This is a genomic window from Mesorhizobium sp. P2_E10 (genome assembly GCF_056404235.1).
Map to the genome: position 1 here is coordinate 225,330 of NZ_JBFUEK010000007.1, position 21,393 is coordinate 246,722.

18 protein-coding genes and 1 tRNA gene are annotated in these 21,393 nt (G+C 63.2%); 10 read left to right on the forward strand and 9 right to left on the reverse strand.

Features of this window, described 5'->3' with window-relative positions; all coding sequences use genetic code 11:
- Nucleotides 1-544: 544 nt before the first annotated feature.
- The 3 genes from AC1D0N_RS20500 to AC1D0N_RS20510 form a co-directional block, all read right to left on the reverse strand.
- A tRNA-Gly gene (locus AC1D0N_RS20500) sits at nucleotides 545-618 on the reverse strand.
- Nucleotides 619-1,052: 434 nt separating this feature from the next.
- Complete coding sequence (locus AC1D0N_RS20505) at nucleotides 1,053-1,220, reverse strand: hypothetical protein (protein WP_477247055.1); 168 nt, start codon at nucleotides 1,218-1,220, stop codon at nucleotides 1,053-1,055.
- Nucleotides 1,221-1,401: 181 nt separating this feature from the next.
- A complete protein-coding gene (locus AC1D0N_RS20510; protein ID WP_477247199.1) occupies nucleotides 1,402-1,704 on the reverse strand; it encodes a DUF982 domain-containing protein in 303 nt (100 codons plus the stop codon).
- 204 nt (nucleotides 1,705-1,908) lie between these two features.
- Between AC1D0N_RS20510 and AC1D0N_RS20515 the strand changes: the two genes are divergently transcribed.
- The 5 genes from AC1D0N_RS20515 to AC1D0N_RS20535 all read left to right on the forward strand — a co-directional run bounded on the left by AC1D0N_RS20515 (nucleotide 1,909) and on the right by AC1D0N_RS20535 (nucleotide 9,539).
- Nucleotides 1,909-2,967 carry a glycosyltransferase family 4 protein gene (locus AC1D0N_RS20515; protein ID WP_477247057.1) on the forward strand — a complete coding sequence of 353 codons (1,059 nt, stop codon included), beginning with the start codon at nucleotides 1,909-1,911 and terminating at the stop codon, nucleotides 2,965-2,967.
- A 52-nt stretch (nucleotides 2,968-3,019) separates the two neighbouring features.
- Nucleotides 3,020-5,182 (forward strand): amylo-alpha-1,6-glucosidase, encoded by a 2,163-nt coding sequence (locus AC1D0N_RS20520; RefSeq protein WP_477247059.1) that lies wholly within the window; start codon nucleotides 3,020-3,022, stop codon nucleotides 5,180-5,182.
- A 148-nt stretch (nucleotides 5,183-5,330) separates the two neighbouring features.
- Nucleotides 5,331-7,112, forward strand: coding sequence for an alpha,alpha-trehalose-phosphate synthase (UDP-forming) (locus tag AC1D0N_RS20525; RefSeq protein WP_477247061.1), 1,782 nt, complete (start codon nucleotides 5,331-5,333; stop codon nucleotides 7,110-7,112).
- Nucleotides 7,109-7,870, forward strand: coding sequence for a trehalose-phosphatase (gene otsB / locus AC1D0N_RS20530; protein ID WP_477247063.1), 762 nt, complete (start codon nucleotides 7,109-7,111; stop codon nucleotides 7,868-7,870). Before AC1D0N_RS20525 ends, otsB begins: the two co-directional genes overlap by 4 nt.
- A 211-nt stretch (nucleotides 7,871-8,081) precedes the next feature.
- On the forward strand, nucleotides 8,082-9,539 hold the full coding sequence (locus AC1D0N_RS20535) for an NCS1 family nucleobase:cation symporter-1 (protein ID WP_477247065.1): 1,458 nt from the start codon (nucleotides 8,082-8,084) through the stop codon (nucleotides 9,537-9,539).
- A 203-nt stretch (nucleotides 9,540-9,742) separates the two neighbouring features.
- Here AC1D0N_RS20535 and AC1D0N_RS20540 read toward each other — a convergent pair whose 3' ends face one another.
- The 5 genes from AC1D0N_RS20540 to tpiA all read right to left on the reverse strand — a co-directional run bounded on the left by AC1D0N_RS20540 (nucleotide 9,743) and on the right by tpiA (nucleotide 14,817).
- Nucleotides 9,743-10,282, reverse strand: a complete 540-nt coding sequence (locus tag AC1D0N_RS20540) for a DUF1697 domain-containing protein (RefSeq protein ID WP_477247067.1) — start codon at nucleotides 10,280-10,282, stop codon at nucleotides 9,743-9,745.
- An 18-nt stretch (nucleotides 10,283-10,300) separates the two neighbouring features.
- The gene (locus AC1D0N_RS20545) at nucleotides 10,301-11,938 is read right to left on the reverse strand and encodes a CTP synthase (protein WP_477247069.1); all 1,638 of its coding nucleotides are present in this window, start codon (nucleotides 11,936-11,938) and stop codon (nucleotides 10,301-10,303) included.
- A gap of 138 nt (nucleotides 11,939-12,076) precedes the next feature.
- Nucleotides 12,077-13,192 (reverse strand): L,D-transpeptidase, encoded by a 1,116-nt coding sequence (locus tag AC1D0N_RS20550; protein ID WP_477247201.1) that lies wholly within the window; start codon nucleotides 13,190-13,192, stop codon nucleotides 12,077-12,079.
- A gap of 201 nt (nucleotides 13,193-13,393) precedes the next feature.
- Nucleotides 13,394-13,870, reverse strand: a complete 477-nt coding sequence (secG, locus tag AC1D0N_RS20555) for a preprotein translocase subunit SecG (RefSeq protein ID WP_477247071.1) — start codon at nucleotides 13,868-13,870, stop codon at nucleotides 13,394-13,396.
- Between the two features lie 176 nt (nucleotides 13,871-14,046).
- Nucleotides 14,047-14,817, reverse strand: coding sequence for a triose-phosphate isomerase (tpiA, locus tag AC1D0N_RS20560; protein ID WP_477247073.1), 771 nt, complete (start codon nucleotides 14,815-14,817; stop codon nucleotides 14,047-14,049).
- 154 nt (nucleotides 14,818-14,971) lie between these two features.
- Between tpiA and AC1D0N_RS20565 the strand changes: the two genes are divergently transcribed.
- Genes AC1D0N_RS20565 through AC1D0N_RS20585 form a run of 5 tightly spaced genes read left to right on the forward strand, consistent with a single transcriptional unit; the run spans nucleotide 14,972 to nucleotide 20,381 of the window.
- Nucleotides 14,972-16,867, forward strand: coding sequence for a peptidyl-prolyl cis-trans isomerase (locus AC1D0N_RS20565; RefSeq protein ID WP_477247075.1), 1,896 nt, complete (start codon nucleotides 14,972-14,974; stop codon nucleotides 16,865-16,867).
- Nucleotides 16,864-17,874, forward strand: coding sequence for an anthranilate phosphoribosyltransferase (gene trpD, locus AC1D0N_RS20570; protein ID WP_477247077.1), 1,011 nt, complete (start codon nucleotides 16,864-16,866; stop codon nucleotides 17,872-17,874). Before AC1D0N_RS20565 ends, trpD begins: the two co-directional genes overlap by 4 nt.
- Nucleotides 17,875-17,878: 4 nt before the next feature.
- Complete coding sequence (trpC, locus tag AC1D0N_RS20575) at nucleotides 17,879-18,691, forward strand: indole-3-glycerol phosphate synthase TrpC (RefSeq protein ID WP_477247079.1); 813 nt, start codon at nucleotides 17,879-17,881, stop codon at nucleotides 18,689-18,691.
- 2 nt (nucleotides 18,692-18,693) lie between these two features.
- On the forward strand, nucleotides 18,694-19,176 hold the full coding sequence (gene moaC, locus AC1D0N_RS20580) for a cyclic pyranopterin monophosphate synthase MoaC (protein WP_477247081.1): 483 nt from the start codon (nucleotides 18,694-18,696) through the stop codon (nucleotides 19,174-19,176).
- The gene (locus tag AC1D0N_RS20585) at nucleotides 19,176-20,381 is read left to right on the forward strand and encodes a molybdopterin molybdotransferase MoeA (protein WP_477247083.1); all 1,206 of its coding nucleotides are present in this window, start codon (nucleotides 19,176-19,178) and stop codon (nucleotides 20,379-20,381) included. Before moaC ends, AC1D0N_RS20585 begins: the two co-directional genes overlap by 1 nt.
- 9 nt (nucleotides 20,382-20,390) lie before the next feature.
- Here the strand turns inward: AC1D0N_RS20585 and AC1D0N_RS20590 are convergent, their stop codons facing one another.
- A complete protein-coding gene (locus tag AC1D0N_RS20590) occupies nucleotides 20,391-21,221 on the reverse strand; it encodes an alpha/beta hydrolase (RefSeq protein ID WP_477247085.1) in 831 nt (276 codons plus the stop codon).
- Nucleotides 21,222-21,393: the final 172 nt, after the last annotated feature.

Below are 21,393 nucleotides of genomic sequence, written 5' to 3' on the forward strand. Positions count from 1 at the left end.
TCAGAACAGTTTCGACTGGCTAATTCAGCAAAAGCTAACGGAAGCAGCTCTGCGATATTGAATCAAAATTCGAGTTGGGGGAGTTCCGATGCGTAAGCGTGCCGGTGGGATCCGGTTGTTGTTCATTCCTCCATTGATCGTCGGAACTTCTTCACCTGTTCGACCGTGACGGCATCGACCGTGACGCGCCCGAGCACCTGCACGGTGACACGGCCAGGGTCACGCGATCGTCAATGCGTTTGCCCACAGTGGCGGTGATCGCCACCCTGTCACCGATGCTGATTTCCCGCGCCATCGGTAGGATTCTGTCGCGCCCGGCGGCATAGTCAAGCAGTTGCGAATATGTGATCGCCAGGCTCGGAACTTCGCGGACCATGGATTGTTGAACTGCAGCAGCGGGGTTCGTATCGGGTTCCGGCTGCTGGCCAAGGGGCGGGACAACTTGGTCGGCCCGCGTCTTCATCACCGTTCGCAAGTTTTCCCCCGCTAATGGCCGTCCCCCGTTCGTAGGGCTATTGGCAATCGAGGAGCGTCAGGAAGAAATTGGTGCACTCGGCAGGGTTCGAACCTGCATCTGCCCGGGAGGTCCCGCTCTGTCCTAGTTTGAGCTACGAGCGCCAGTTTTGGCAGGCTAAAAGAACAGGGTTGTTCGATCAATTTAGAGATTGGGGTAACCGGCACATGCATTGGAAGTAGGTCAAGGTGCGATGAGCAGGCACATTCGTCCGCTGCCTCACGGTGGCGGGATTCTCTATTTTCTGTATCGCCCTTTCTCGCACCAATAATGGACAACGCCACCTGGTTGCGCCTGAAACAGAGCGGCTGCCATCCGCATTTCGGCGGCAGCGGAGCTTCGGTAGAGCGTGTAGATGACGGAATCGTCAGCCTTGGGCGCGCAGCCGGCCAAGGCTGAAACCAACGCCAGGGCGCGGGATAACCTCATTTCATCATCATCGTATCCGCGTAGATCGACCACTCGAGAAAAGTAAGCAAGCGTTTGACGTTGACGTATTTCTCGGGCGGCATCGCACAAAGTCCTGCTCGATGGTCGGTCAGTCTGAATTCCGGTTGAGATAGGTATAGATGCCCGCGCCTATGGCGACGGCGCCCACGGTGATCAAGATGGAGGGCGCGCCCATCATGGTGGCAACAACCGCCCAGACGATGGCAAGGGCGATGGCGCCGGCCGTTCCCAAAACCGTTTTGAGCCATTTGGGCATTGTCGTTTCTCCGGCCGGTGGCGATGACGCTACGCCAAGCCTCGCACGAACACGCGCGCTGTCACAGTGTATGAGGTGAGGCGCAATCGAACAGGCCACAGAGCCCTGACTTGAAGCGCACAAACAAAGCTGCGCCGGCGCCCGCCAGGGCGCGGCGTCGAAATCGTAAGAACGACTGACCCTATCGCCTCAGCGCGTATGCGCCGTCCATGTTTCCGCCGCCCATAGGCAGTGCCATGTCGTCGTCAAGCAGGCGGGTGATGCGGGCAAAGCCGGTAAAAGCCTTCCGTGCTTCTTCGGGCGACATCCGGCCAGCGAGAGCCGCGGCGCAACAATTCAGCGCGCATTGAAAAACAGGCCCGCGCCGCCCTGCCGGCCATTTCTGCAAAAACACCATCGCTTCGGCAACGCTATCGACTTCTTCCACTGGATGTCCCTGCCCGCGCGCAATGCGCACCGGCGTAAAGAAATGCAAGCGATCCATCGTATTCCTCCCGGGTCGATCGCCTCCGCTCGATCGAACCCCATTAAACTCACGACTGGCCATTTGGTTCCAGAAGAATCGGCGGAACCTCAAAAATAATGTGCGCTCCGGACGTCGTTGCCGTGCGTTCGTGGTTTTGTGCGGAACGTAAGGCCGGCTGACGCATTGGGGTCCTGAGATGATTTTCGAGGGACAATTCAAACCATGCGGATAGCCCATGTCGCGCCTTTGCACGAATCCGTGCCGCCCCGGCTCTATGGCGGTACAGAGCGGATCGTTTCCCATCTGACTGAAGCGCTGGTCGAACTCGGCCATGACGTAACCCTGTTCGCCAGTGGCGACAGCCGGACGTCGGCACGATTGGTGCCGGGGCGCGAACGCGCGCTTCGTCTCGACCCGCGCCCGCTCAAGTCGGAAACGGCCGCACATCTTGCGATGCTGGCCGAGGTGAGGAAGCGTTCTCATGAGTTTGATATCATTCACTTTCACCTCAGCCATTTCCTGCATTTCCCTTTCTTCGAAGGCATGGCGGAGCGGACGGTGACGACGCCGCATGGCCGGCTCGACTATGTCGATCTCGCGCCCGCCTATGAGCGTTTTCCGCGCTTTCCCCTGATTTCCATCTCGCGCAGCCAGCGAACGGGCCTCGCCAACGCCAACTGGCTGGCGACCATCCATCACGGACTGCCGACGGATATCTACCAGCCGACTTTCGAGACCGCGGCAGAAGAGCCGTACCTTGTTTTCCTCGGCCGGCTTTCTCGGGACAAACGCCCGGATCGCGCCATCGAAATCGCCTCCCGCTCCGGGATGAAACTGAAGTTGGCGGCCAAGATCGGCGATGATGACCGCGCCTATTTCCACGAAAAGATCGCGCCGCTGATCGACGGCGACCGCGTCGACTATGTCGGCGAGATCGAGGAGGACAAGAAGGCGGCATTCCTCGGCAATGCGGGCGGCCTGCTGTTTCCGATCGACTGGCCGGAGCCGTTCGGCCTTGCGGCCATAGAGGCAATGGCCTGCGGCACCCCGACGATCGCCTGGAATTGCGGCGCCCTGCCCGAGATCATCGATCCTGGTGTGACCGGTTTCGTCGTCAATACGATCGACGATGCGGTCGCCTCGGTGCCAGGCTTGCTGCGGCTCGACAGGCGCAAGGTGCGTGCAGCGTTCGAAAAACGGTTCTCCGCCATGCGAATGGCGCGTGACTACGTCGCCGCCTATGAGCGCCTGATCGGCGTCCAGGAAGCGAGAGCTTCGTGAGCGGCGTCGCGTGGTCAAGGACCTGGAATGAATTCGACGGAGTTGTTGGCGGATGAACCAGCTCGACGAGCGCACGCTCGATCCCGCCGTAGCGCTGGCGTCGCTCGACGCAACCGCTCCGCGTGAACCACACCGGCTGTTTGCGCTGAAGCAAGGCGACTGCTTTGTCGTTGCCGATGCCTATGGCGATATCAGGGGCGCCGGCGACGGTTTTTTCCGCGACGACACGCGTGTGCTGTCCGAATTCCGGCTGACCGTCGGCGGTAGGCCGACATCGCTGCTTGGCGCCTCGCTCAGCCAGGACAATGTGCTGTTCACCAGCAATTTGACCAATTTGCCGATGCAGAGCGCCGCCGGCCGCGACATTCCGCAAGGCGCCATCCATATCGAACGCGTCAGGCTGCTTTGGCAGGACCGGCTGTTCGAGCGCATCACCCTTTCGAACTACAGCCGGGAAAACGCCACCATCAGCGTTTGCCTGCACTTTGCCGCCGATTTCCGCGACATGTTCGAAGTGCGCGGCTCGACAAGGGCCAAGCGCGGCATGGCCCATGCAGCGGAAACGGAGGCGACATCCGTCCTGCTGCGCTATGACGGACTGGACGGGCTGGCGCGCGCGTCGGCCATATCGTTTTCGCAGGCGCCGGATCATCTGGCGGCCGACCGTGCCGAGTTTCTGCTCGCCGTGGCCAAGCGCAGCAGCGAGGTGCTCTATGTCGAGGTTGGTCCACAGGTGGCGGAGGTGCCGGACCGAGACCGTTTCCGTGCTGCCGCGGCTCGCGCCCGCTTCGGCATGCGTGCCAAGCGCCGTCATGGCGCCACGGTGCACAGTTCCGGCCGTGTCTTCAACGACTGGATCGCCCGTGCCCGCGCCGATGTCGCATTGCTGACCACCGAGCTTGAGACCGGCCCCTACCCCTATGCGGGCATTCCCTGGTTTTCGACGGCGTTCGGCCGCGACGGTGTCATCTCGGCGATGCAGATGCTGTGGCTCAACCCCGGCCTGGCGCGCGGTGTGCTGGCCTTCCTGGCCCAGCACCAGGCAACCGAAACGCTGGCGTTCAGCGATTCACAGCCAGGCAAGATCATGCACGAGACCCGCAAGGGTGAAATGGCGGCGCTGCGCGAGCTTCCCTTCGGCCGCTACTATGGAGGTGTCGACACGACGCCACTCTACATCCACCTCGCCTGCGCCTATGCCGAGCGCACCGGCGACATGGCTTTCATCGACGGCCTGTGGCCATCGCTTTGCGCCGCAGCCGAATGGACGGAAGAGGCAAGCCGCGCAACCGGCTTCGTCACCTATCAGCGCGCCGCCGAATCCGGCCTTGCCAACCAGGGCTGGAAGGACAGCTTTGACTCCATCTTTCATGCCGATGGCCGCATCCCCAAGGGACCGATCGCCCTGGTCGAAGTGCAAGGCTATGTCTTTGCCGCCTTCCGCGGCCTGGCGAAGCTCGCCCGCCGTCGTGGTGAGGACGACAGGGCCGACCACTGGGACGACCGCGCCGAGGCCATGCGGGCCGCGGTGGAGCGCGATTTCTGGCTGGACGATCTTGGCTTCTATGCGCTGGCGATCGACGGCGCCGGCGAGCCCTGCAAGGTCAGGACGTCGAATGCCGGGCATCTTCTCTTTGTCGGCCTGCCTGAACCGGCGCGGGCACAAATGGTCGCCGAACAACTGCTTACCGCCTCCTTCCACTCCGGCTGGGGGCTGAGGACGCTGGCCGACGACGCGGTGTTCTTCAACCCAATGTCGTACCACAACGGCTCGATCTGGCCGCATGACACCGCGCTCTGCGGCGCCGGCCTTGCGCGCTACGGCGAGCGGGAAAGCGTGGTCCGGCTGATGAGCGGCACGTTCGAGTCCGCCGTGCATTTCAACATGCGCCTGCCTGAACTGTTCTGCGGTTTTACCCGCGCGCCGGGCGAGGCGCCGATCGCCTACCCCGTCGCCTGCCTGCCGCAGGCGTGGTCGGCGGGTTCGGCCTTCATGCTGATGCAGGCCTGTCTCGGGCTGGAGATCGATGGCTGGGACGGCGAGATACGCGTCACCCGTCCAAGGCTGCCGATCGGCATCGACACGCTGACGCTGCGCCATCTGGGTGTTGGGGACAAAAAGGTCGACCTGACGTTCCAGCGGGTCGGCGACCGCGTCGTCGCCTTTCTCGCAGACCGCCATGAAGGGCTGGTGCCGCTGTTCGTGCGAACATGATCCGATCCGGACTGTGGCCGGAACCAGATCGCATGTTTGTGCGTTGCACAAATACGAGTTCGAAAGGCGACCGGGTCGCCGGCGAACGGTTTCAAATTCGAAACAAGAAGAACGGCCGCCGAACGGCCGAAAGTGAGTTGGCATTTCAATGACAGACTATGGCGTCGACCTGCTCTGGGTTCTGATCCTGGTAAGTCTCGGTCTTTCCACCCTCGCGGTGTTGTTCTCGATATCTCGGCAGCGCCGCAGTCACCTACCGGCCGTTGAACGCACTGCCGGTGAGGACGTGGCCGCGGAAGCAGCGCGCAAGGTGATGCGCGAATTCGAAAAGAACAGCCAATCGGCCGATGCGGCGCTGGTGACATGGTCGCCCGAGACCTTGCGCAAGATCCTGGCCGACGACCTGCCGGAGGCGCAGGTCATCGTGGTGTCCAACCGCGAGCCCTATATCCACAACACTAAGGATGATGGTGGCATCGAATTGCTGGTCCCGGCCAGTGGGTTGGTTTCGGCGCTTGAGCCTATCACCCGCGCCTGCGCCGGCACCTGGATCGCCTATGGTGGCGGCACGGCGGACCGTCTCACCGTCGACAATGACGACCGCGTGCAGGTGCCGCCCGGCAATCCCGCCTACACGCTGCGCCGGGTCTGGCTGACCGAGGAGGAGCATCAGGGCTACTATCTCGGCTTCGCCAATGAAGGCCTGTGGCCGCTTTGCCATATCGCCTTCACCCGGCCGATCTTTCGCGCCTCGGATTGGGAGGCCTATGAAGCCGTCAACCGCAAGTTCGCCGATACGGTTGTGGCCGAAGCGCGCAATCAGCGGCCGATCGTGCTGGTCCAGGACTACCATTTCGCGCTGTTGCCGCGGATGATCCGGGAGCGGCTGCCCGAGGCGATCGTCATCACCTTCTGGCACATACCGTGGCCGAATTCCGAGGTGTACAGTATCTGCCCCTGGCGGGAGCGGATCCTGGACGGGCTGCTCGGCAGCTCGATCATCGGCTTCCACACCCAATTCCATGCGAACAACTTCACCGAGAGCGTCGATCGCTTCCTGGAAAGCCGCATTGAACGGGCCGATGCGGCGATCTCCTATGGCGGCCAGACGACATTGGTGCACGCCTATCCCATCTCCATCGAATGGCCGGCCGCCCTCCTGGCAAAACTGTCTGATGTCGACGCATGCCGCGCCCGTCTGCGCGACCGGTTCGGGCTGAAGGCGGACGTGAAGTTGGCCGTCGGCGTCGAGCGCCTCGACTACACCAAGGGCATTCTCGACCGCTTCCAGGCGCTGGACGAGCTGTTCATGAAATACCCGGAATGGGTGGGCAAATTGGTCTTCCTGCAGATCGCGGCGCCCAGCCGCGGCACGCTACCGGCCTACCAGCAGCTCCACGACGAATGCCTGCGCTACGCCGAAGAGCTCAACCAGCGCTATGGCAGCGAGGGCTACAGACCGATCATCATGGTGGCCGAGCATCACTCGCAGGAACAGGTCTACGAAATCTACAGGGCCGCCGACATCTGCATGGTCACCAGCCTGCATGACGGCATGAACCTGGTGGCCAAGGAATTCGTCGCCGCACGCGACGACGAACAGGGTGTGCTGATGCTCAGCACCTTTGCCGGTGCCTCGCGCGAACTGCTGGAGGCGCTGATCGTCAATCCCTACGATGCGGCGATGATGAGCGAGTTGCTGTTGCAGGCGCTGACCATGTCGCCGGAGGAGCAACGCGATCGCATGCGCCCGATGCGCGAAATGGTGCGCGACAACAATGTCTACCGCTGGGCTGGCTCCATGCTTCTGGACGCGGCGCGCCTGCGCAAACGCGGCGATCTCGACCGGGCGACGGGCAACACCGAGCGGCCCTCGAACACCGACAACATCATCTCCATCTTCGAGCGCAAGCGGAAGGTGGCGTCGTGAGGAGCCTGCAGCAGCCTTCAGCGGCTGAGCTGCCGGAAGGGCGCTGGGCGCTTTTCCTCGATATTGACGGCACCTTGCTCGAACACGCAGATCACCCCGATGCGGTGTCGGTCAGCGACGAATTGCGCGGGCTTCTCGGCACCATCGAACAAACACTCGATGGCGCCGTCGCCTTCATCACCGGCCGCTCGGTCGAAGTCGCCGACAGATTGTTTTATCCGCTAAAGCTGCGCGTTGCCGGACTCTATGGATTGGAGCATCGGCTGACGCCTGACGGCCCTGTCGAAGTTGCCGACGCTCCGGCCGATGTCGCCGCCCTTGCCGACGAGATCGAAGCCGAACTGGGCAGGCACAGGGTCTATGTCGAGCGCAAAGGCCCGATCCTCGCCATCCATACCCGCGCGGCACCGCATCTGCTGGCCCGGGCAACCCAACTTGTCGAAAAGGCTTTGGCGGAGCTTCCCAAGGGCTATCGGGTGATCCCAGGAAATGCCGGTGTCGAATTGATGCCGCTCGAGGCGGCCAAGGGCGCAGCCGTGCGGCGGTTCATGGCAATGCCGCCATTTGCCGGGCGACGGCCTGTCTTCCTTGGCGACGACGCGCCGGATGAAAACGGGTTCGAGGCGATCAACGAAGCCGGCGGCATCTCCATCCGTGTCAGGCCGCGTGGGCCAACCGCGGCAAAATACGTGCTCGATGATGTGACCAGCGCCATAGGCTGGCTTGCCGCCAATTTCGAAAAATCGCCGGTATCCTGAGATTGATCGCCAAGCCGGCAGAAATTCGAATCAAGCGCGACGGTTGAATCAGCCGATCACCCATAAAATCTGATCGATAAGCGCGATTTGCATTGAATATCTTTAAGGTCAAAGCCGGCAAATGGGTTGCTTGCCGGTTCCCCTGCGTCAGGCCTAACCTGCGCGCAGCCAACGCATGGTGGTGCGTTCGGCTCAAGGGGAGGATTTCACAGTGACCATACAAGGCGCATCGCCTGACCTATACAATGAGGATCTCGCGCCGGCGACGGTTCGAAACTGGGGACCGTTTTCAATCTTCAACGTCTGGACGTCGGACGTCCACAGCCTGTGGGGATACTATCTCGCTGCCAGTCTGTTTCTGTTCTGCGGCGGCTTCGTCAACTTCATCATCGCCATCGGCATCGGCTCGCTCATCATCTATGTGCTGATGAACATGGTCGGCTATGCCGGCGTAAAAACCGGCGTGCCCTACCCCGTGCTTGCCCGCGCCTCCTTCGGCATCTGGGGCGCCAACGTTCCGGCGCTGGTTCGAGCCATCGTCGCCTGCTTCTGGTACGGCGCGCAGACGGCGGCGGCATCTGGCGCCATTGTGGCGCTTTTGATCCGCTCGCAATGGTTCGCCGACTTCAACGCCAACACGCATTTCCTCGGCCATACCGGCCTCGAAGTGATCTGCTTCGTGGTCATCTGGGCGCTGCAACTGCTGATCATCCAGAACGGCATGGAAACGGTGCGCCGCTTCCAGGACTGGGCCGGTCCGGCCGTGTGGGTGATGATGCTGGTCCTGGCCATCTATCTCTGCGTCAAGTCAGGGAGATTTGCCTTCACCAGCGACATCCCGATGGATGTGCTGCTCGACAAGACCAAGGATGCGGGTGTGCCCGGCACGCCGGGGTCGTGGACATCGCTGTTTGCGGTGGCGGCGATCTGGGTGACCTATTTCTCGGCGCTCTATCTCAATTTTTGCGATTTTGCCCGCTATGCGCCCGACAGGGCGTCGCTGCGCAAGGGCAATATCTGGGGCCTGCCGATCAACCTCATCCTGTTCTCGCTTGTCGCCGGCGTCACCACAATTGCCGCCTTCGACGTCTACCACGAAGTGCTGCTGCACCCCGACCAGATCTCGGCGAAATTCGACAGCTGGTTCCTGGCGGCGCTCGCGGCGCTGACCTTCGCCGTGGCAACGCTCGGCATCAACGTGGTGGCGAATTTCGTCTCGCCGGCCTTCGACTTCTCCAACGTCTTTCCCCGGCAGATCGACTTCAAGAAGGGCGGCTATATCGCGGCCGTGATCGCGCTGGTGCTCTACCCCTTCGCGCCTTGGGAAGGCAGTGCGGCCTCCTTCGTCAACGTCATCGGCGCGACGATGGGACCGATCTTCGGGGTGATGATGGTCGACTACTATCTGATCCGGAAGGGCGAGGTCGACGTCGAGGCGCTCTACAGGGAAGACGGCGAGTTCCGCTTCCAGGGCGGCTGGCACGTCAATGCCTTCATCGCTGCCGGCATCGGCGCCATCTTCTCCTCGATCCTGCCCAACTTCACCACCGTGCTGCCGTCGTGGTGGGGCGTCTATGGCTGGTTCTTCGGTGTGGCGATCGCCGGCGCCATCTACTATGTGCTGCGCAGCATGGCATTGGGTGCGGGCGCCAAGACGGCGAAGGCCTGAGCGCCGGCTAGCCTTCTCCCCTTGTGGGAGAAGGTGGCCTCGCGAAGCGAGGTCGGATGAGGGGTGTTGGACGGATCGCGACCTTGAAGAATTAAGCGCTTGAGAGTGCGTTGTTTTTCAGCGCCGCGTTTCTTCCAACACCCCTCATCCGTCTCGGCGCTGCGCGCCGATCCACCTTCTCCCACAAGGGGAGAAGGGAAGACCTAACCTCCTACCATCTCAGCCAACCTCCGCACCGTATTCCAGTTGCGCGCGGTGCCGATGCCGAGGCGTTTGTGGTTCATTGCCGCGAGCAGGCGCGAACTTGGCCTCTCGCGCGAAAATACAACCCAGATGTCGCCGCCGGCCAGCTGTACCTTCTCGTGCTCGGCGGCGTAGGCCTGCAGCGCGGCCACGCCTTCCGCGGGCGCAGGTTTGCGCATCACCCGCACCGCCACCTGATCCCCGGTTTCGGCCGATTCGTCGGGAAACGGATTGCCGGCGGCAAGCACCAGCCAGTCGTCAGAGCTGCGCACGATGATGTCGACATGGCGACCAAAGGTTTTTTCGAACGCCGTTTCCAGCCGCTGTTCCAGCGCGGCTACTGGCGTATCTCTCGTCTCGAAGACCAGATTGCCGGTCGCCACCAGCGTGCGTGGGTTTTTCAGCCCCAGGCCGTCCGCCATCGCCTTGAGGTCAGCCATGACAACCCGACGCCCCTCGCCCAGGATGATGCTGTAGAGGAGCGCGACATAGGTCTGCATGGCTGATCCGCCGGCAGTTTAAACCAGCCGGCTCTGCTCCACTGCCGCTTCGATAAAGCTGGCAAACAGCGGATGCGGGTCGAGCGGCCGGCTCTTCAGTTCCGGATGGTATTGGACGCCGATGAACCAGGGATGGTCGGGGTATTCGACCGTTTCCGGCAGCACGCCGTCGGGCGACATGCCGGCAAACACCAGGCCGCAATCCTCGAGCCGCTCCTTGTAGTCGACATTGACCTCGTAGCGGTGGCGGTGGCGCTCGGAAATCTGCGTATCGCCATAGATGGTGGCGATTTTCGAGCCCTTGGCCAGGTCAGCCTGATAGGCGCCGAGCCGCATCGTGCCGCCGAGATCGCCGGTTTCCCGGCGCTTCTCCAGCATGTTGCCCTTCAGCCATTCGGTCATCAGGCCAACGACCGGTTCCTTGGTCGGGCCAAACTCGGTCGACGAGGCATGTTCGACACCGGCCAGCGAACGCGCCGCCTCGATGCAGGCCATCTGCATGCCGAAGCAGATGCCGAAATACGGCACTTTTCGCTCACGGGCGAACTTGGCCGCCAGGATCTTGCCTTCCGAGCCACGCTCGCCAAAGCCGCCGGGGACCAGGATGCCATGGACCTTTTCCAGCCACGGCGTCGGATCTTCCTTTTCGAAAATCTCGCTCTCGATCCAGTCGAGCTTGACCTTGACGCGATTGGCCATGCCGCCATGCGACAGCGCCTCGATCAGCGATTTGTAGGCATCCTTGAGGCCGGTGTATTTGCCGACGACGGCAATCGTCACCTCGCCTTCCGGATTGTGGATGCGGTTGGACACCTTCTGCCAGGGCTCCATGCGCGGCTTCGGCGCCGGGTCGATGCCGAAGGCGGCCAGCACTTCCGAATCCAGCCCCTCATTGTGATAGGCCATCGGCACGTCGTAGATGTGCGGCACGTCGAGCGCCTGGATGACAGCACTTTCCCTGACGTTGCAGAACAACGACAGTTTTCTTCGCTCTTCCTTGGGGATGGCACGGTCGGCGCGGACCAGCAGTATGTCAGGCGCGATGCCGATGCCGCGCAGTTCCTTGACCGAATGCTGGGTCGGCTTGGTCTTCAATTCGCCAGCGGTCGGGATATAGGGCATCAGCGTCAGATGCACGTAGACAGCGTTGTTGCGCGGCAGGTCGTTGCCGAGCTGGCGGATCGCCTCCAGGAACGGCATCGCCTCGATGTCGCCGACCGTGCCGCCGATTTCGCACAGCACGAAATCATAGTCGTCATTGCCGTTGAGGACGAAATTCTTGATCTCGTCGGTGACGTGCGGAATGACCTGCACGGTGGCGCCGAGATAGTCGCCGCGGCGCTCGCGCTCGATGATGTTCTTGTAGATGCGGCCGGTGGTGATGTTGTCCAGCTGGTTGGCAGAGCGGCCGGTGAAGCGTTCGTAGTGGCCGAGGTCGAGATCGGTCTCGGCTCCGTCATCGGTGACGAAGACTTCGCCATGCTGGTATGGCGACATCGTGCCAGGGTCGACATTGAGATAGGGATCGAGCTTTTTGATGCGTGCGCGATAACCTCGCGCCTGCAAGAGAGCCCCAAGGGCCGCTGCAGCGATGCCTTTTCCAAGTGAGGAAACCACGCCGCCTGTGATGAATACATATCGCGCCATGGGAGTCATCGCTTAACGCGGCCGAATTGATTCCGCCAGAGAAAAAACCGCCGCGAAGGCTTTTTCCAGAGAAGGCGCTCTGATCGTGTGCGAGGCAAAACAAAAGGGCCGGCTAGGCCGGCCCTTTCGGCAGAATGGATCAAGGCGTCAGATGATGACTACCTTGGTGCCCACTTTCACCCGGCTGTAGAGGTCCATGACGTGCTCGTTGATCATGCGGAAGCAGCCATTGGAGGCGCTGGTTCCGATCGACTGCGGCGCGATGGTGCCGTGGATGCGCAGATGGGTGTCTTTCTTGCCGTCGTAAAGGTAGATGGCGCGGGCGCCGAGCGGATTTTGACCGCCGCCGGGCATGCCGTCCTTGTACTGGCCATAGTGCTTCGGCTCGCGCTTCTGCATGTCGAGCGTCGGGATCCAGCGCGGCCATTCCTGCTTGTCGCCGACGGCGACCGTGCCCTTGAACTGCAGGCCTTCGCGGCCGACCGCGATGGCGTAGCGGCGTGCCGTGAAGGCCGATTCGACGAGGTAGAGGCGGCGGGCGCTGGTGTCGATGACGATGGTGCCGGCGCTATAGCCGGTGAATTCGACTTCCTGCGGCACGAACTCGGGCTTCACCTTGAACTGCTTCTTGGCTTGCCGCTTGGCGAGCGCCTGGTCGAGGGCACGCGTCTCGGGCAGCAAGGACATCGACGAAGAAGACGTACCACCGAACAGGCCGGCGAAAAGCCCGCCGGTCTGCGGCTTTTGCCCAATCGGCTCGCTGCGCAATTCGCCATTGTTGCCGGTCAGCGCGACATTCATCGCCTCGGCCGGGATCGGCTCGGCCGACTGGATCGGCTCGATCGGTTCAACCGGCTCGATGATCTTGGTCTTCTTCGTGGCTGCCTTGGCGTCAGCCACCTGCGTTGCCGCGGACTGACCCTTCTTGGCAAGGAAGGCCTCGCGTACGGCGTCGGCCTTGGCTTTCGCCGCGTCGCGCATCGCCAGCTTGCGGGCCTCGAGCGCCTTGGCGCGGGCGGCTTCCTTGTCGGCGACGATCTTGGCTTCGAGCTTGCTGATCTGGGCAAGGTCGTCCGACGTCGGATTTTTCTTCTTCTTGAGAAGCTTCAGCTGTGCCGCGTCGCTCTTGGCGGCGACGTTGACGATGTCGGTTGTTACTGCGGCCTTGTGAGCCGAATTGCCCGTTGGCATGGCCGCATAAGCGGGCGCACTCAGGCCGAGCACGGCACAAAGGCCGGCGAAAATGAAGCTGCGAAGCTGCATGGCGAAGATCCGATCGTTCAATGCTTGTTGCCCACGGCGTCGCCCGGCGCCCCCCAAGGACGCCGAAAGTGCCGCGCGCAATCTATAATCGAACTGAAGGAGCGCCCTCAAGCGTGGCACACGGTCGAATGCCCGTGATCATGCGGCATTTGCCGCGACTGTGTTGAAACAACAACAGGTCGCGGCATCAGACCCTGCAGATTACTGGTTCGGGACCTGCGGCGTGACCGGCAAGGTGACGCCATTGGCCGTCGGCGGTGTCGCCGAATCGGTAGCAGGCGGCGTGGCGGGAGCCGCTGCAGGAGCCGTTGCCGGAGGCGTCGCGGCGGCATCATTGCCCGACGGCGGCGTCGGCGCGGTGTTGCCGGACGGTGGCGCCGGTGGCGTGGTGCCGGGCAGCTGGTTGAGCACGCCACCCGAGGTGCCGGGGACGCGATCGAGGATGTCGATCGGCTTTTCGCCATAGCGGGCGACGATGGACAAGGTCAGCGACGTGACGAAGAAAGCCGCCGCCAGGATCGCCGTTGCTCGTGTCAGAGCGTTGGCCGCGCCGCGAGCGGTCATGAAACCGGAGCCGCCGCCAATGCCGAGGCCGCCGCCTTCGGAGCGCTGCAGCAGCACCACGCCGACAAGCGCGAGGACGACCATGAGGTGAACGACGATCAGTACGGTTTCCATAGATTATCCTGGCAAGGCCTTGCGCGGCCGCGATTGCGGCCGGTGATTTGGAGGCGGCTCAATACAATGCTTTGATGGCATTTCCAAGCCCGTGGCCGGAATATGGGAAGCAATGCGCCCTTTGCAACGATTTCGGCCCCGGCGCAGGCCTGCCCAACCGCCCTGACAGGCTGCGCCTACGCAATATTTAGATACGCTTCGGCGATGCCAAGAAAGTCCGCCGCCTTCAGGCTGGCGCCGCCAACCAGCGCGCCGTCGACATTCTTCACGCCAAGCAGTTCGACCGCATTGGACGGCTTGACCGAGCCGCCATAGAGGATGCGCATTTTGGCCGCCGCGGCCGTGCCGAGCAATTCCGCCAGTTCTTCGCGAATATGCGCGTGCGCCTCGGCGACATCGGCGGCGGTCGGCGTCAGCCCGGTGCCGATCGCCCAAACCGGCTCATAGGCAATGACGGTGTTGGCCGTCGTGGCGGTCGGCGGCACAGAGCCGGCGACCTGGCGCGAAAGCACGTCGAGCGTGGCGCCCACTTCACGCTCCTGCTTGGTCTCACCAATGCAGACGATGGCTATGAGCCCGGCCCGCCAGGCGGCGGATGCCTTGGCCTGAACGGTCGCATCGTCTTCGTTGCTTTGCTCACGGCGCTCGGAATGGCCGACAATCACGTGGCTGGCGCCGGCGTCCTTCAGCATCTCGGCCGAGATACAGCCGGTGTAGGCGCCGCTTTCCTTGGCGTGGCAATCCTCACCACCGGCCTTGACCGGGGTGCGCGAGAGAATTTCCGCGGCGTGCGCCAGCAAGGTCGCGGGCACGCAGACCAGCGCTTCGGTCTCGGCGTCGAGGCCGCTCATGAAGCCGTTGCCGATCATCCTGAGCTCATTGAGCGAGGCGCTGGTGCCGTTCATTTTCCAGTTGCCGGCAACGAGCGGGCGAATTCCAGGCGTCATGGGGTTGTTTCTCCGGGCGACATTGGGCTCTATTAAGCTCTCGCCCTCACTACCAAAATCAAGCCACAAAGCAATCGACACTGGGCCGGAAGGGCGCTATTGCGCTTGTTTCAGACTCGGCGCACGCGAAAATGCGCAAAAATCGGAAGTAACAATGCTTGGTATTTTGAGAAACGCGGCGGGCACCTGGGTCGCGAAAGCACTGCTGTCCCTGCTGGTGTTGAGCTTTCTGGCCTGGGGCGCCACCACCAAGATGGTGGGCGGGGTGCTGGCCGGTCATCATTCGGTCATCACCGCTGGCGGCACGACCGTTTCGATCACTGAATATCGGCTGGCCTATGATCGCCAGATCAGCGTGATGTCGCAGCAGTTCGGCCAGCGCATTTCGCGCGAGCAGGCAACCGCGCTCGGCATCGACAACCAGGTGCTGGCGCAGCTCGTGTCGGGCGCCGTTCTCGACGAGCAGGCGCGCACGCTCGGGCTCGGCCTGTCCAAGGACCGGCTGGCCGAACTCACCCGCGAAGATCCGGCCTTCAAGGGTCCCAGTGGCCAGTTCGACCGCAAGACATTCGAATACATGCTGCAACAGGTTGGCATGCGGCCGGAGGACTATCTGAAAAATCGCGCCCAGGTGGCGGTGCGCCAGCAGATCGTCGAGGCGGTCTCGGATGGCCTCAAGGCTCCGGACACTTTCTTCAAGGCTGTCGCGCTCTACCGCGGCGAGGACCGCACCGTCGACTACCTGACCTTGCCGAAAAAACTGGTCGAGCCGATCGAGGCGCCCGCCGACAGTGCGCTCCAGACCTATTTCGATGCCAACAAGAAAACCTATGCGGCGCCCGAATACCGCAAATTCTCCTATGTCAGGCTCGAGCCGCAAGACATCATGGATGTCAGCGCGGTGACCGACCAACAGGTCAGCGATGACTACAACAAGAACAAGGGCCGCTACACGACGCCGGAGTTGCGCACCATCGAACAGCTGGTGTTCAAGACGCCCGATGCGGCGAAGGCAGCGCTTGATTCGCTGAAGACCGGCGCCACCTTTGACAAGATCGTCACCGCCGAGGGCAAGACGCCGGCCGACACGCTGCTTGGCACGCTGGCGAGGGACAAGATCGCCGACAAGGCGGTGGCCGATGCGGCCTTCGCGCTCAATGTCAACGAAGTCAGCCCGGTCGTGCAGGGCGCCTTTGGTCCGGTGCTGCTGCGCGTCACCGAGATCAAACCGCAAGTGGTGAAGCCGCTGGCCGAGGTGTCCGACGAGATCCGCAAGGACCTGGCACTGGGCGAGGCAAGCCGCATCCTGCTGGATGTGCACGACAATTACGAAGACACCCGCGCCTCGGGCAGCACGTTGGCCGAAACGGCCGCCAAGCTGAAGCTGAAGGACGTCACCATCGAGGCGATCGATCGCACCGGCCAGGCGCCGGACGGGACGATCATCAAGGATTTGCCGGTGTCGCCGGACCTGATCAAGGCGGTGTTCGCCGCCGAACCCAAGACCGAGAATGAGGCCCTGACCACGACCGACAACGGCTTCGTGTTCTACGAGGTCGAGACGATCACGCCGGCGCGCGACCGCAAGCTGGATGAAGTTCGCCAGAAGGTGGTGGCCGACTGGACGGCAGCGGAAACGGCCAAGCGGCTGATCGCAAAGGCCGACGACCTGGAAAAGCGTCTTAAGGCCGGTACCACGCTCGATGTGATCGCCGGCGAACTCAAGCTTGAGAAACAGACCAAGCGCGGCGTCAAGCGCGAAGCCGACGACGTCGATTTCGGCAAGGAAGGGGCGGCCGCGATGTTCGGTGTCGGCGAAGGCGGGACCGGACTGATCCCCTCGCCCACCGGCGACGGACAGATACTGTTCAAGGTCGCGGAAGTGTTCGAGCCTGCCGGGGCCGATGCCAGCTCGGTGCCGGCCGATGCGCAGAAATCCTTCACCTCCGGCATGTCCGACGATCTGCTCGACCAGTTGGTGGCGCAGTTGCAAACGCAGTACGACGTTCGCATCGATCAGGCCGCCGTTTCCCAAGCCTTGAACAGATGAGCGCGCTGAAGACCCATATCGCCAAGGTCGCCACCGGGGCCGCTCTCTCCTTCGAGGAAGCGCGTGAAGCTTTTGACATCATCATGTCGGGCGACGCGACACCCGGCCAGATCGGCGGCTTCCTGATGGCGCTGCGCGTGCGCGGCGAGACGGTGAGCGAGATTTCCGGCGCCGTCGCCACCATGCGCGCCAAGATGCTGCGCGTCGTCGCACCCGAAGGCGCCATCGACATTGTCGGCACCGGCGGCGACAATTCGCACTCGGTCAACATCTCGACGGCATCCGCCTTCGTCATCGCCGGCAGCGGCGTGCCTGTCGCCAAGCACGGCAATCGCGGGCTGTCGTCGCTGACCGGGGCGGCCGACGTGCTGACGGCGCTCGGCGTTAAGATCGACATTCCGCCGGAAACCATCGGCCGCTGCATCCATGAGGCCGGCGTCGGCTTCATGTTCGCGCCGGCGCATCATCCGGCGATGAAACATGTCGGCCCGACCCGCGTCGAGCTCGGCACCCGCACCATCTTCAACCTGCTCGGTCCGCTCTCCAATCCGGCGAGTGTCAGCCGGCAGATGGTCGGCGTGTTCCTCCCGGAATGGATCATGCCGGTGGCCGAGACATTGAAGGCACTGGGCACTGACCACGCCTGGGTCGTGCATGGCGACGGCTATGACGAGATCACCACCACCGGCGAGACCCAGGTGGCGGAGCTCGCCGGTGGCGAAATCCGCAGCTTTACACTGACCCCGGAAGCGGTCGGGCTGAAGCGCCACACCAAGGATGAGTTGCGCGGCGGCGACGCCGCCTACAACGCCAAGGCGATGCGCGACATGCTGGGCGGTGCCGCCGGCGCCTATCGCGACACGGTGCTGATGAATGCCGGCGCCGGACTGGTGGTGGCTGGCAAGGCGACGACGCTGTCCGACGGCATGGAAGCAGCCGCGCAAGCCATCGACAGCGGCCGGGCGCTGCAAGTGCTCGACAGGCTGGTCGAGATTTCGAACGGATAGTGCGATGGCCGACATCCTGCGCAAGATCGAAGCCTACAAGCGCGACGAGATCGCGGCGGCCAAGCAGCGCGTGCCACTGGCCGAAATCAAGGCGCGAGCCAGGGACGCCGACGCACCGCGCGGCTTTCTCGCGGCGCTTGAAGCGGAGCACAGATCGGGCAGCTTCGCCCTGATCGCGGAAATCAAGAAGGCGAGCCCGTCCAAGGGCCTGATCCGCGCCGATTTCGACCCGCCGGCACTGGCGCGAGCCTATGAGAAAGGCGGCGCCGCCTGTCTTTCGGTGCTGACAGATGCCCCGTCCTTCCAGGGCGCGCCGGAATTTCTCACCAACGCGCGCAAGGCCGTGTCCTTGCCTGCTCTGCGCAAGGATTTCCTGTTCGATCCCTACCAGGTCTACGAAGCACGAGCCTGGGGCGCCGATGCCATCCTGATCATCATGGCCAGCGTCGATGATGCCCTGGCCAGCGAATTGGAAGCGACGGCATTCGAACTCGGCATGGATGCGCTGGTGGAAGTCCATGACGAAGCCGAGACGGAGCGCGCGCTGAAGCTGTCGTCGCGGCTGATTGGCATCAACAATCGCAATCTTCGAACGTTCGAAACCAACCTTGAAACCTCGGAGCGGTTGGCGCCGATGGTGCCGGGCGGCCACCTGCTGGTCAGCGAGAGCGGCATTTTCACCCATGACGATTGCCTGAGGATGCAAAATACCGGCATCAGCACCTTCCTCGTCGGCGAAAGCCTGATGCGGCAGCAGGACGTGGCGGCCGCAACACGCCTGTTGTTGACGGGCAAGGCGCCGACCGAGGCGATCTGACGATGGCAGCCGCCCTCACCCATCTTGGCGCGCAAGGCGAGGCCAATATGGTCGATGTCGGCGACAAGGAAGAGACGACGCGCACGGCGATCGCCGAAGGCTTTGTTTCGATGCAGCCTGAGACGCTGAAGATGATCCTGGCGGGCAATGCCAAGAAGGGCGATGTGCTCGGCACCGCGCGCATCGCCGGCATCATGGCGGCCAAGAAGACGCATGATCTGATCCCGCTCTGTCATCCGCTGCTGCTGACCAAGGTCTCCGTAGACATCGAGCCCGACGCAGCGCTGCCAGGCCTCAGGGTGACGGCGCTCGCGCGCGTCACCGGCAAGACCGGCGTCGAGATGGAAGCGCTGACCGCTGCCTCGGTCGCTTGCCTGACCATATACGACATGGCCAAGGCGGTCGACCGCGCCATGGTAATCTCAGGCATCAGGCTGGTTGAAAAGACCGGCGGCAAGTCGGGCGATTACAAGGCAGGTCAATAATGGCACTGGTGCCGGTTGCAGAGGCGCTGGAGCGCCTGCTGGAGGGCGCGCAGCCGACGGGCAGCGAAAGCGTCGCGCTGCTGGACGCGGCCGACCGGGTGCTGGCGGAGCCGGTCGTTGCACTCCGCACACAGCCGCCCTTCAACGCTTCCGCGATGGACGGCTATGCCGCGCGGGCGGTGGATGTCGGTTCGGTTCCGGCGCGGCTTTCGGTGATCGGCGTTGCGCCCGCCGGGCGCGGCTTTGACGGCATTGTCGGCCCGAAGCAAGCGGTTCGTGTCTTCACCGGCGCGCCTTTGCCTGAAGGCGCCGACACCATCGTCATCCAGGAAAATGTCCGGGTTCTCGGTGACGGCAGCATCGAGGTGACCGAACCGACGGCGGCGGAACGCAACATTCGCCGGCTAGGCCTCGATTTTTCCAAGGGCGACATTTTGCTGGAAAAAGGCCGCCTGCTCGATCCGGCGGCGTTGTCGCTGGCAGCATCGGCCAACCATCCAACGGTCAGCGTGGTCAAACGGCCGCTGGTCGCCATCATCGCCACCGGCGACGAGTTGCTGCCGCCGGGCAGCGCGCTCGGCCCCGACCAGATCATCTCCTCCAACGCCTATGGCGTTGCCGCCGCCGCGCAGTCGGTCGGCGCCCGCGCGCTCGACCTCGGCATCGCCGCTGACCGCAAGGAAGCGATCGCGGCGCTGGTGAAAAAGGCGGTCGCGGCCGGCGCGGACGTCATCGTCACACTGGGCGGCGCTTCGGTCGGCGACCATGACCTCGTCCATGACGTGCTGACCGGCGAAGGCATGACGCTGGATTTCTGGAAGATCGCCATGCGCCCCGGCAAGCCGCTGATGTTCGGTCGGCTCGGCGATATCAGGTGCATCGGCCTGCCCGGTAATCCGGTGGCGAGCCTGGTCTGCTCGCAGCTGTTCCTGAAGCCGCTGCTGGCGCGGCTCGGCGGCCGCAGCCATCGCCAGGATATACGCGACGCAAAACTTGGCGCCGCGATGCCGGCCAACGATCTCAGGCAGGACTATGTGCGGGCCGTCGTCAGGGAAGACGCAGGTACGCTCATAGCAACACCATTCGGCATCCAGGATTCCTCGATGCTGCGAATGCTGGCCGACGCCAACGGGCTGATCGTGCGCGAACCGTTTGCACCTACCGCCGCTGTGGGCGCCACCTGCAGCGTGCTGATGCTGCGCTGAACCTGTCTCTCACTCCGCGATCAAGGTCCTGGTCAGCTTATGGTCCGGATCGGCCAAACCGTCGATGATGTTGAAATGATGCCGGTCAGGCTCGACCACCGAACTGGTCGCGGCACCGAGGCCGGTCCAGATGTTGGCGAGCAGCGCGCTCTGGCGCAGGAACTCGGCGCGCTCGCCGCCGCCGACCCAACAGGTCAGGCGGGCCTTCTCCATCGGTCGCAGCAGCGCCGGGCTTTCGGCCAGCGCCTCGGCCTCATCGATCGCCAGCGTCTCGTTCATGCCGGTGCGCATGATCGGGCGCAGATCGTGCACACCCGAGATCGATACGACATGGCGAATGCGCCGCGCGACATCGACCGCCAGAGGCGTGGTTGTCGTCACCATCCGGCTGGCCAGATGGCCGCCGGCGGAATGCCCGGTCAACATCAACGGCCCTTCGACCAGCGCCGCCGCCTTGCCGATCGCCGCGCCGACTTCGCTGGCGATGCCGCCGATGCGTATGTCGGGGCAGAGCGTGTAGGACGGCATTGCCACCGCATAGCCGTGACCGACAGCGCCATTGGCGAGGTGCGACCAGGTACTCTTGTCGAACGCCATCCAGTAGCCGCCATGGATGAACACAACGAGCCCCCTGGGCGCGGCATTGGGTAAGAAGAGATCGAGTCGGTTGCGTGAGTTATCGCCGTAGACAATGTCGAGCTGCGCCCTGCCCTTGGCCGAAAGAGCGTCGCGAAAGGCCTGCGCAGGCTCGTCCCATGCCGCGGGCCAGCGGTCGCTGCCGGCGATGTTGGCGCCGTTGGCATAGGCGTTGTCCCAATCGGCAATGTGATGTTCGAGCACTGGCGCCCTCCCCCTGGCGATGTGGCTTTTGCAACGTAGCAATGAGCATGGCGCGGGGCGCCGTCAATGCTTCGAGGCGAAAACCTTTAGGCTTGAAACAATTTTCGGCAGATGCGATGTTGCCTGTCCAGGCAACGCACGCCATGGTCACAAAGCAGGTGGGGACACAGCC

Coding starts and splice junctions, on each gene's coding strand:
- trpD (WP_477247077.1), top strand. CDS start 16,864: ATGAGCGCGCTGAAGACCCATATCGCCAAGGTCGCCACCGGGGCCGCT.
- AC1D0N_RS20550 (WP_477247201.1), bottom strand. CDS start 13,192: ATGCAGCTTCGCAGCTTCATTTTCGCCGGCCTTTGTGCCGTGCTCGGC.
- AC1D0N_RS20540 (WP_477247067.1), bottom strand. CDS start 10,282: ATGCAGACCTATGTCGCGCTCCTCTACAGCATCATCCTGGGCGAGGGG.
- tpiA (WP_477247073.1), bottom strand. CDS start 14,817: ATGACGCCTGGAATTCGCCCGCTCGTTGCCGGCAACTGGAAAATGAAC.
- AC1D0N_RS20525 (WP_477247061.1), top strand. CDS start 5,331: ATGACAGACTATGGCGTCGACCTGCTCTGGGTTCTGATCCTGGTAAGT.
- AC1D0N_RS20545 (WP_477247069.1), bottom strand. CDS start 11,938: ATGACTCCCATGGCGCGATATGTATTCATCACAGGCGGCGTGGTTTCC.
- AC1D0N_RS20505 (WP_477247055.1), bottom strand. CDS start 1,220: ATGCCCAAATGGCTCAAAACGGTTTTGGGAACGGCCGGCGCCATCGCC.
- AC1D0N_RS20510 (WP_477247199.1), bottom strand. CDS start 1,704: ATGGATCGCTTGCATTTCTTTACGCCGGTGCGCATTGCGCGCGGGCAG.
- AC1D0N_RS20515 (WP_477247057.1), top strand. CDS start 1,909: ATGCGGATAGCCCATGTCGCGCCTTTGCACGAATCCGTGCCGCCCCGG.
- moaC (WP_477247081.1), top strand. CDS start 18,694: ATGGCAGCCGCCCTCACCCATCTTGGCGCGCAAGGCGAGGCCAATATG.
- AC1D0N_RS20565 (WP_477247075.1), top strand. CDS start 14,972: ATGCTTGGTATTTTGAGAAACGCGGCGGGCACCTGGGTCGCGAAAGCA.
- secG (WP_477247071.1), bottom strand. CDS start 13,870: ATGGAAACCGTACTGATCGTCGTTCACCTCATGGTCGTCCTCGCGCTT.
- trpC (WP_477247079.1), top strand. CDS start 17,879: ATGGCCGACATCCTGCGCAAGATCGAAGCCTACAAGCGCGACGAGATC.
- AC1D0N_RS20520 (WP_477247059.1), top strand. CDS start 3,020: ATGAACCAGCTCGACGAGCGCACGCTCGATCCCGCCGTAGCGCTGGCG.
- AC1D0N_RS20585 (WP_477247083.1), top strand. CDS start 19,176: ATGGCACTGGTGCCGGTTGCAGAGGCGCTGGAGCGCCTGCTGGAGGGC.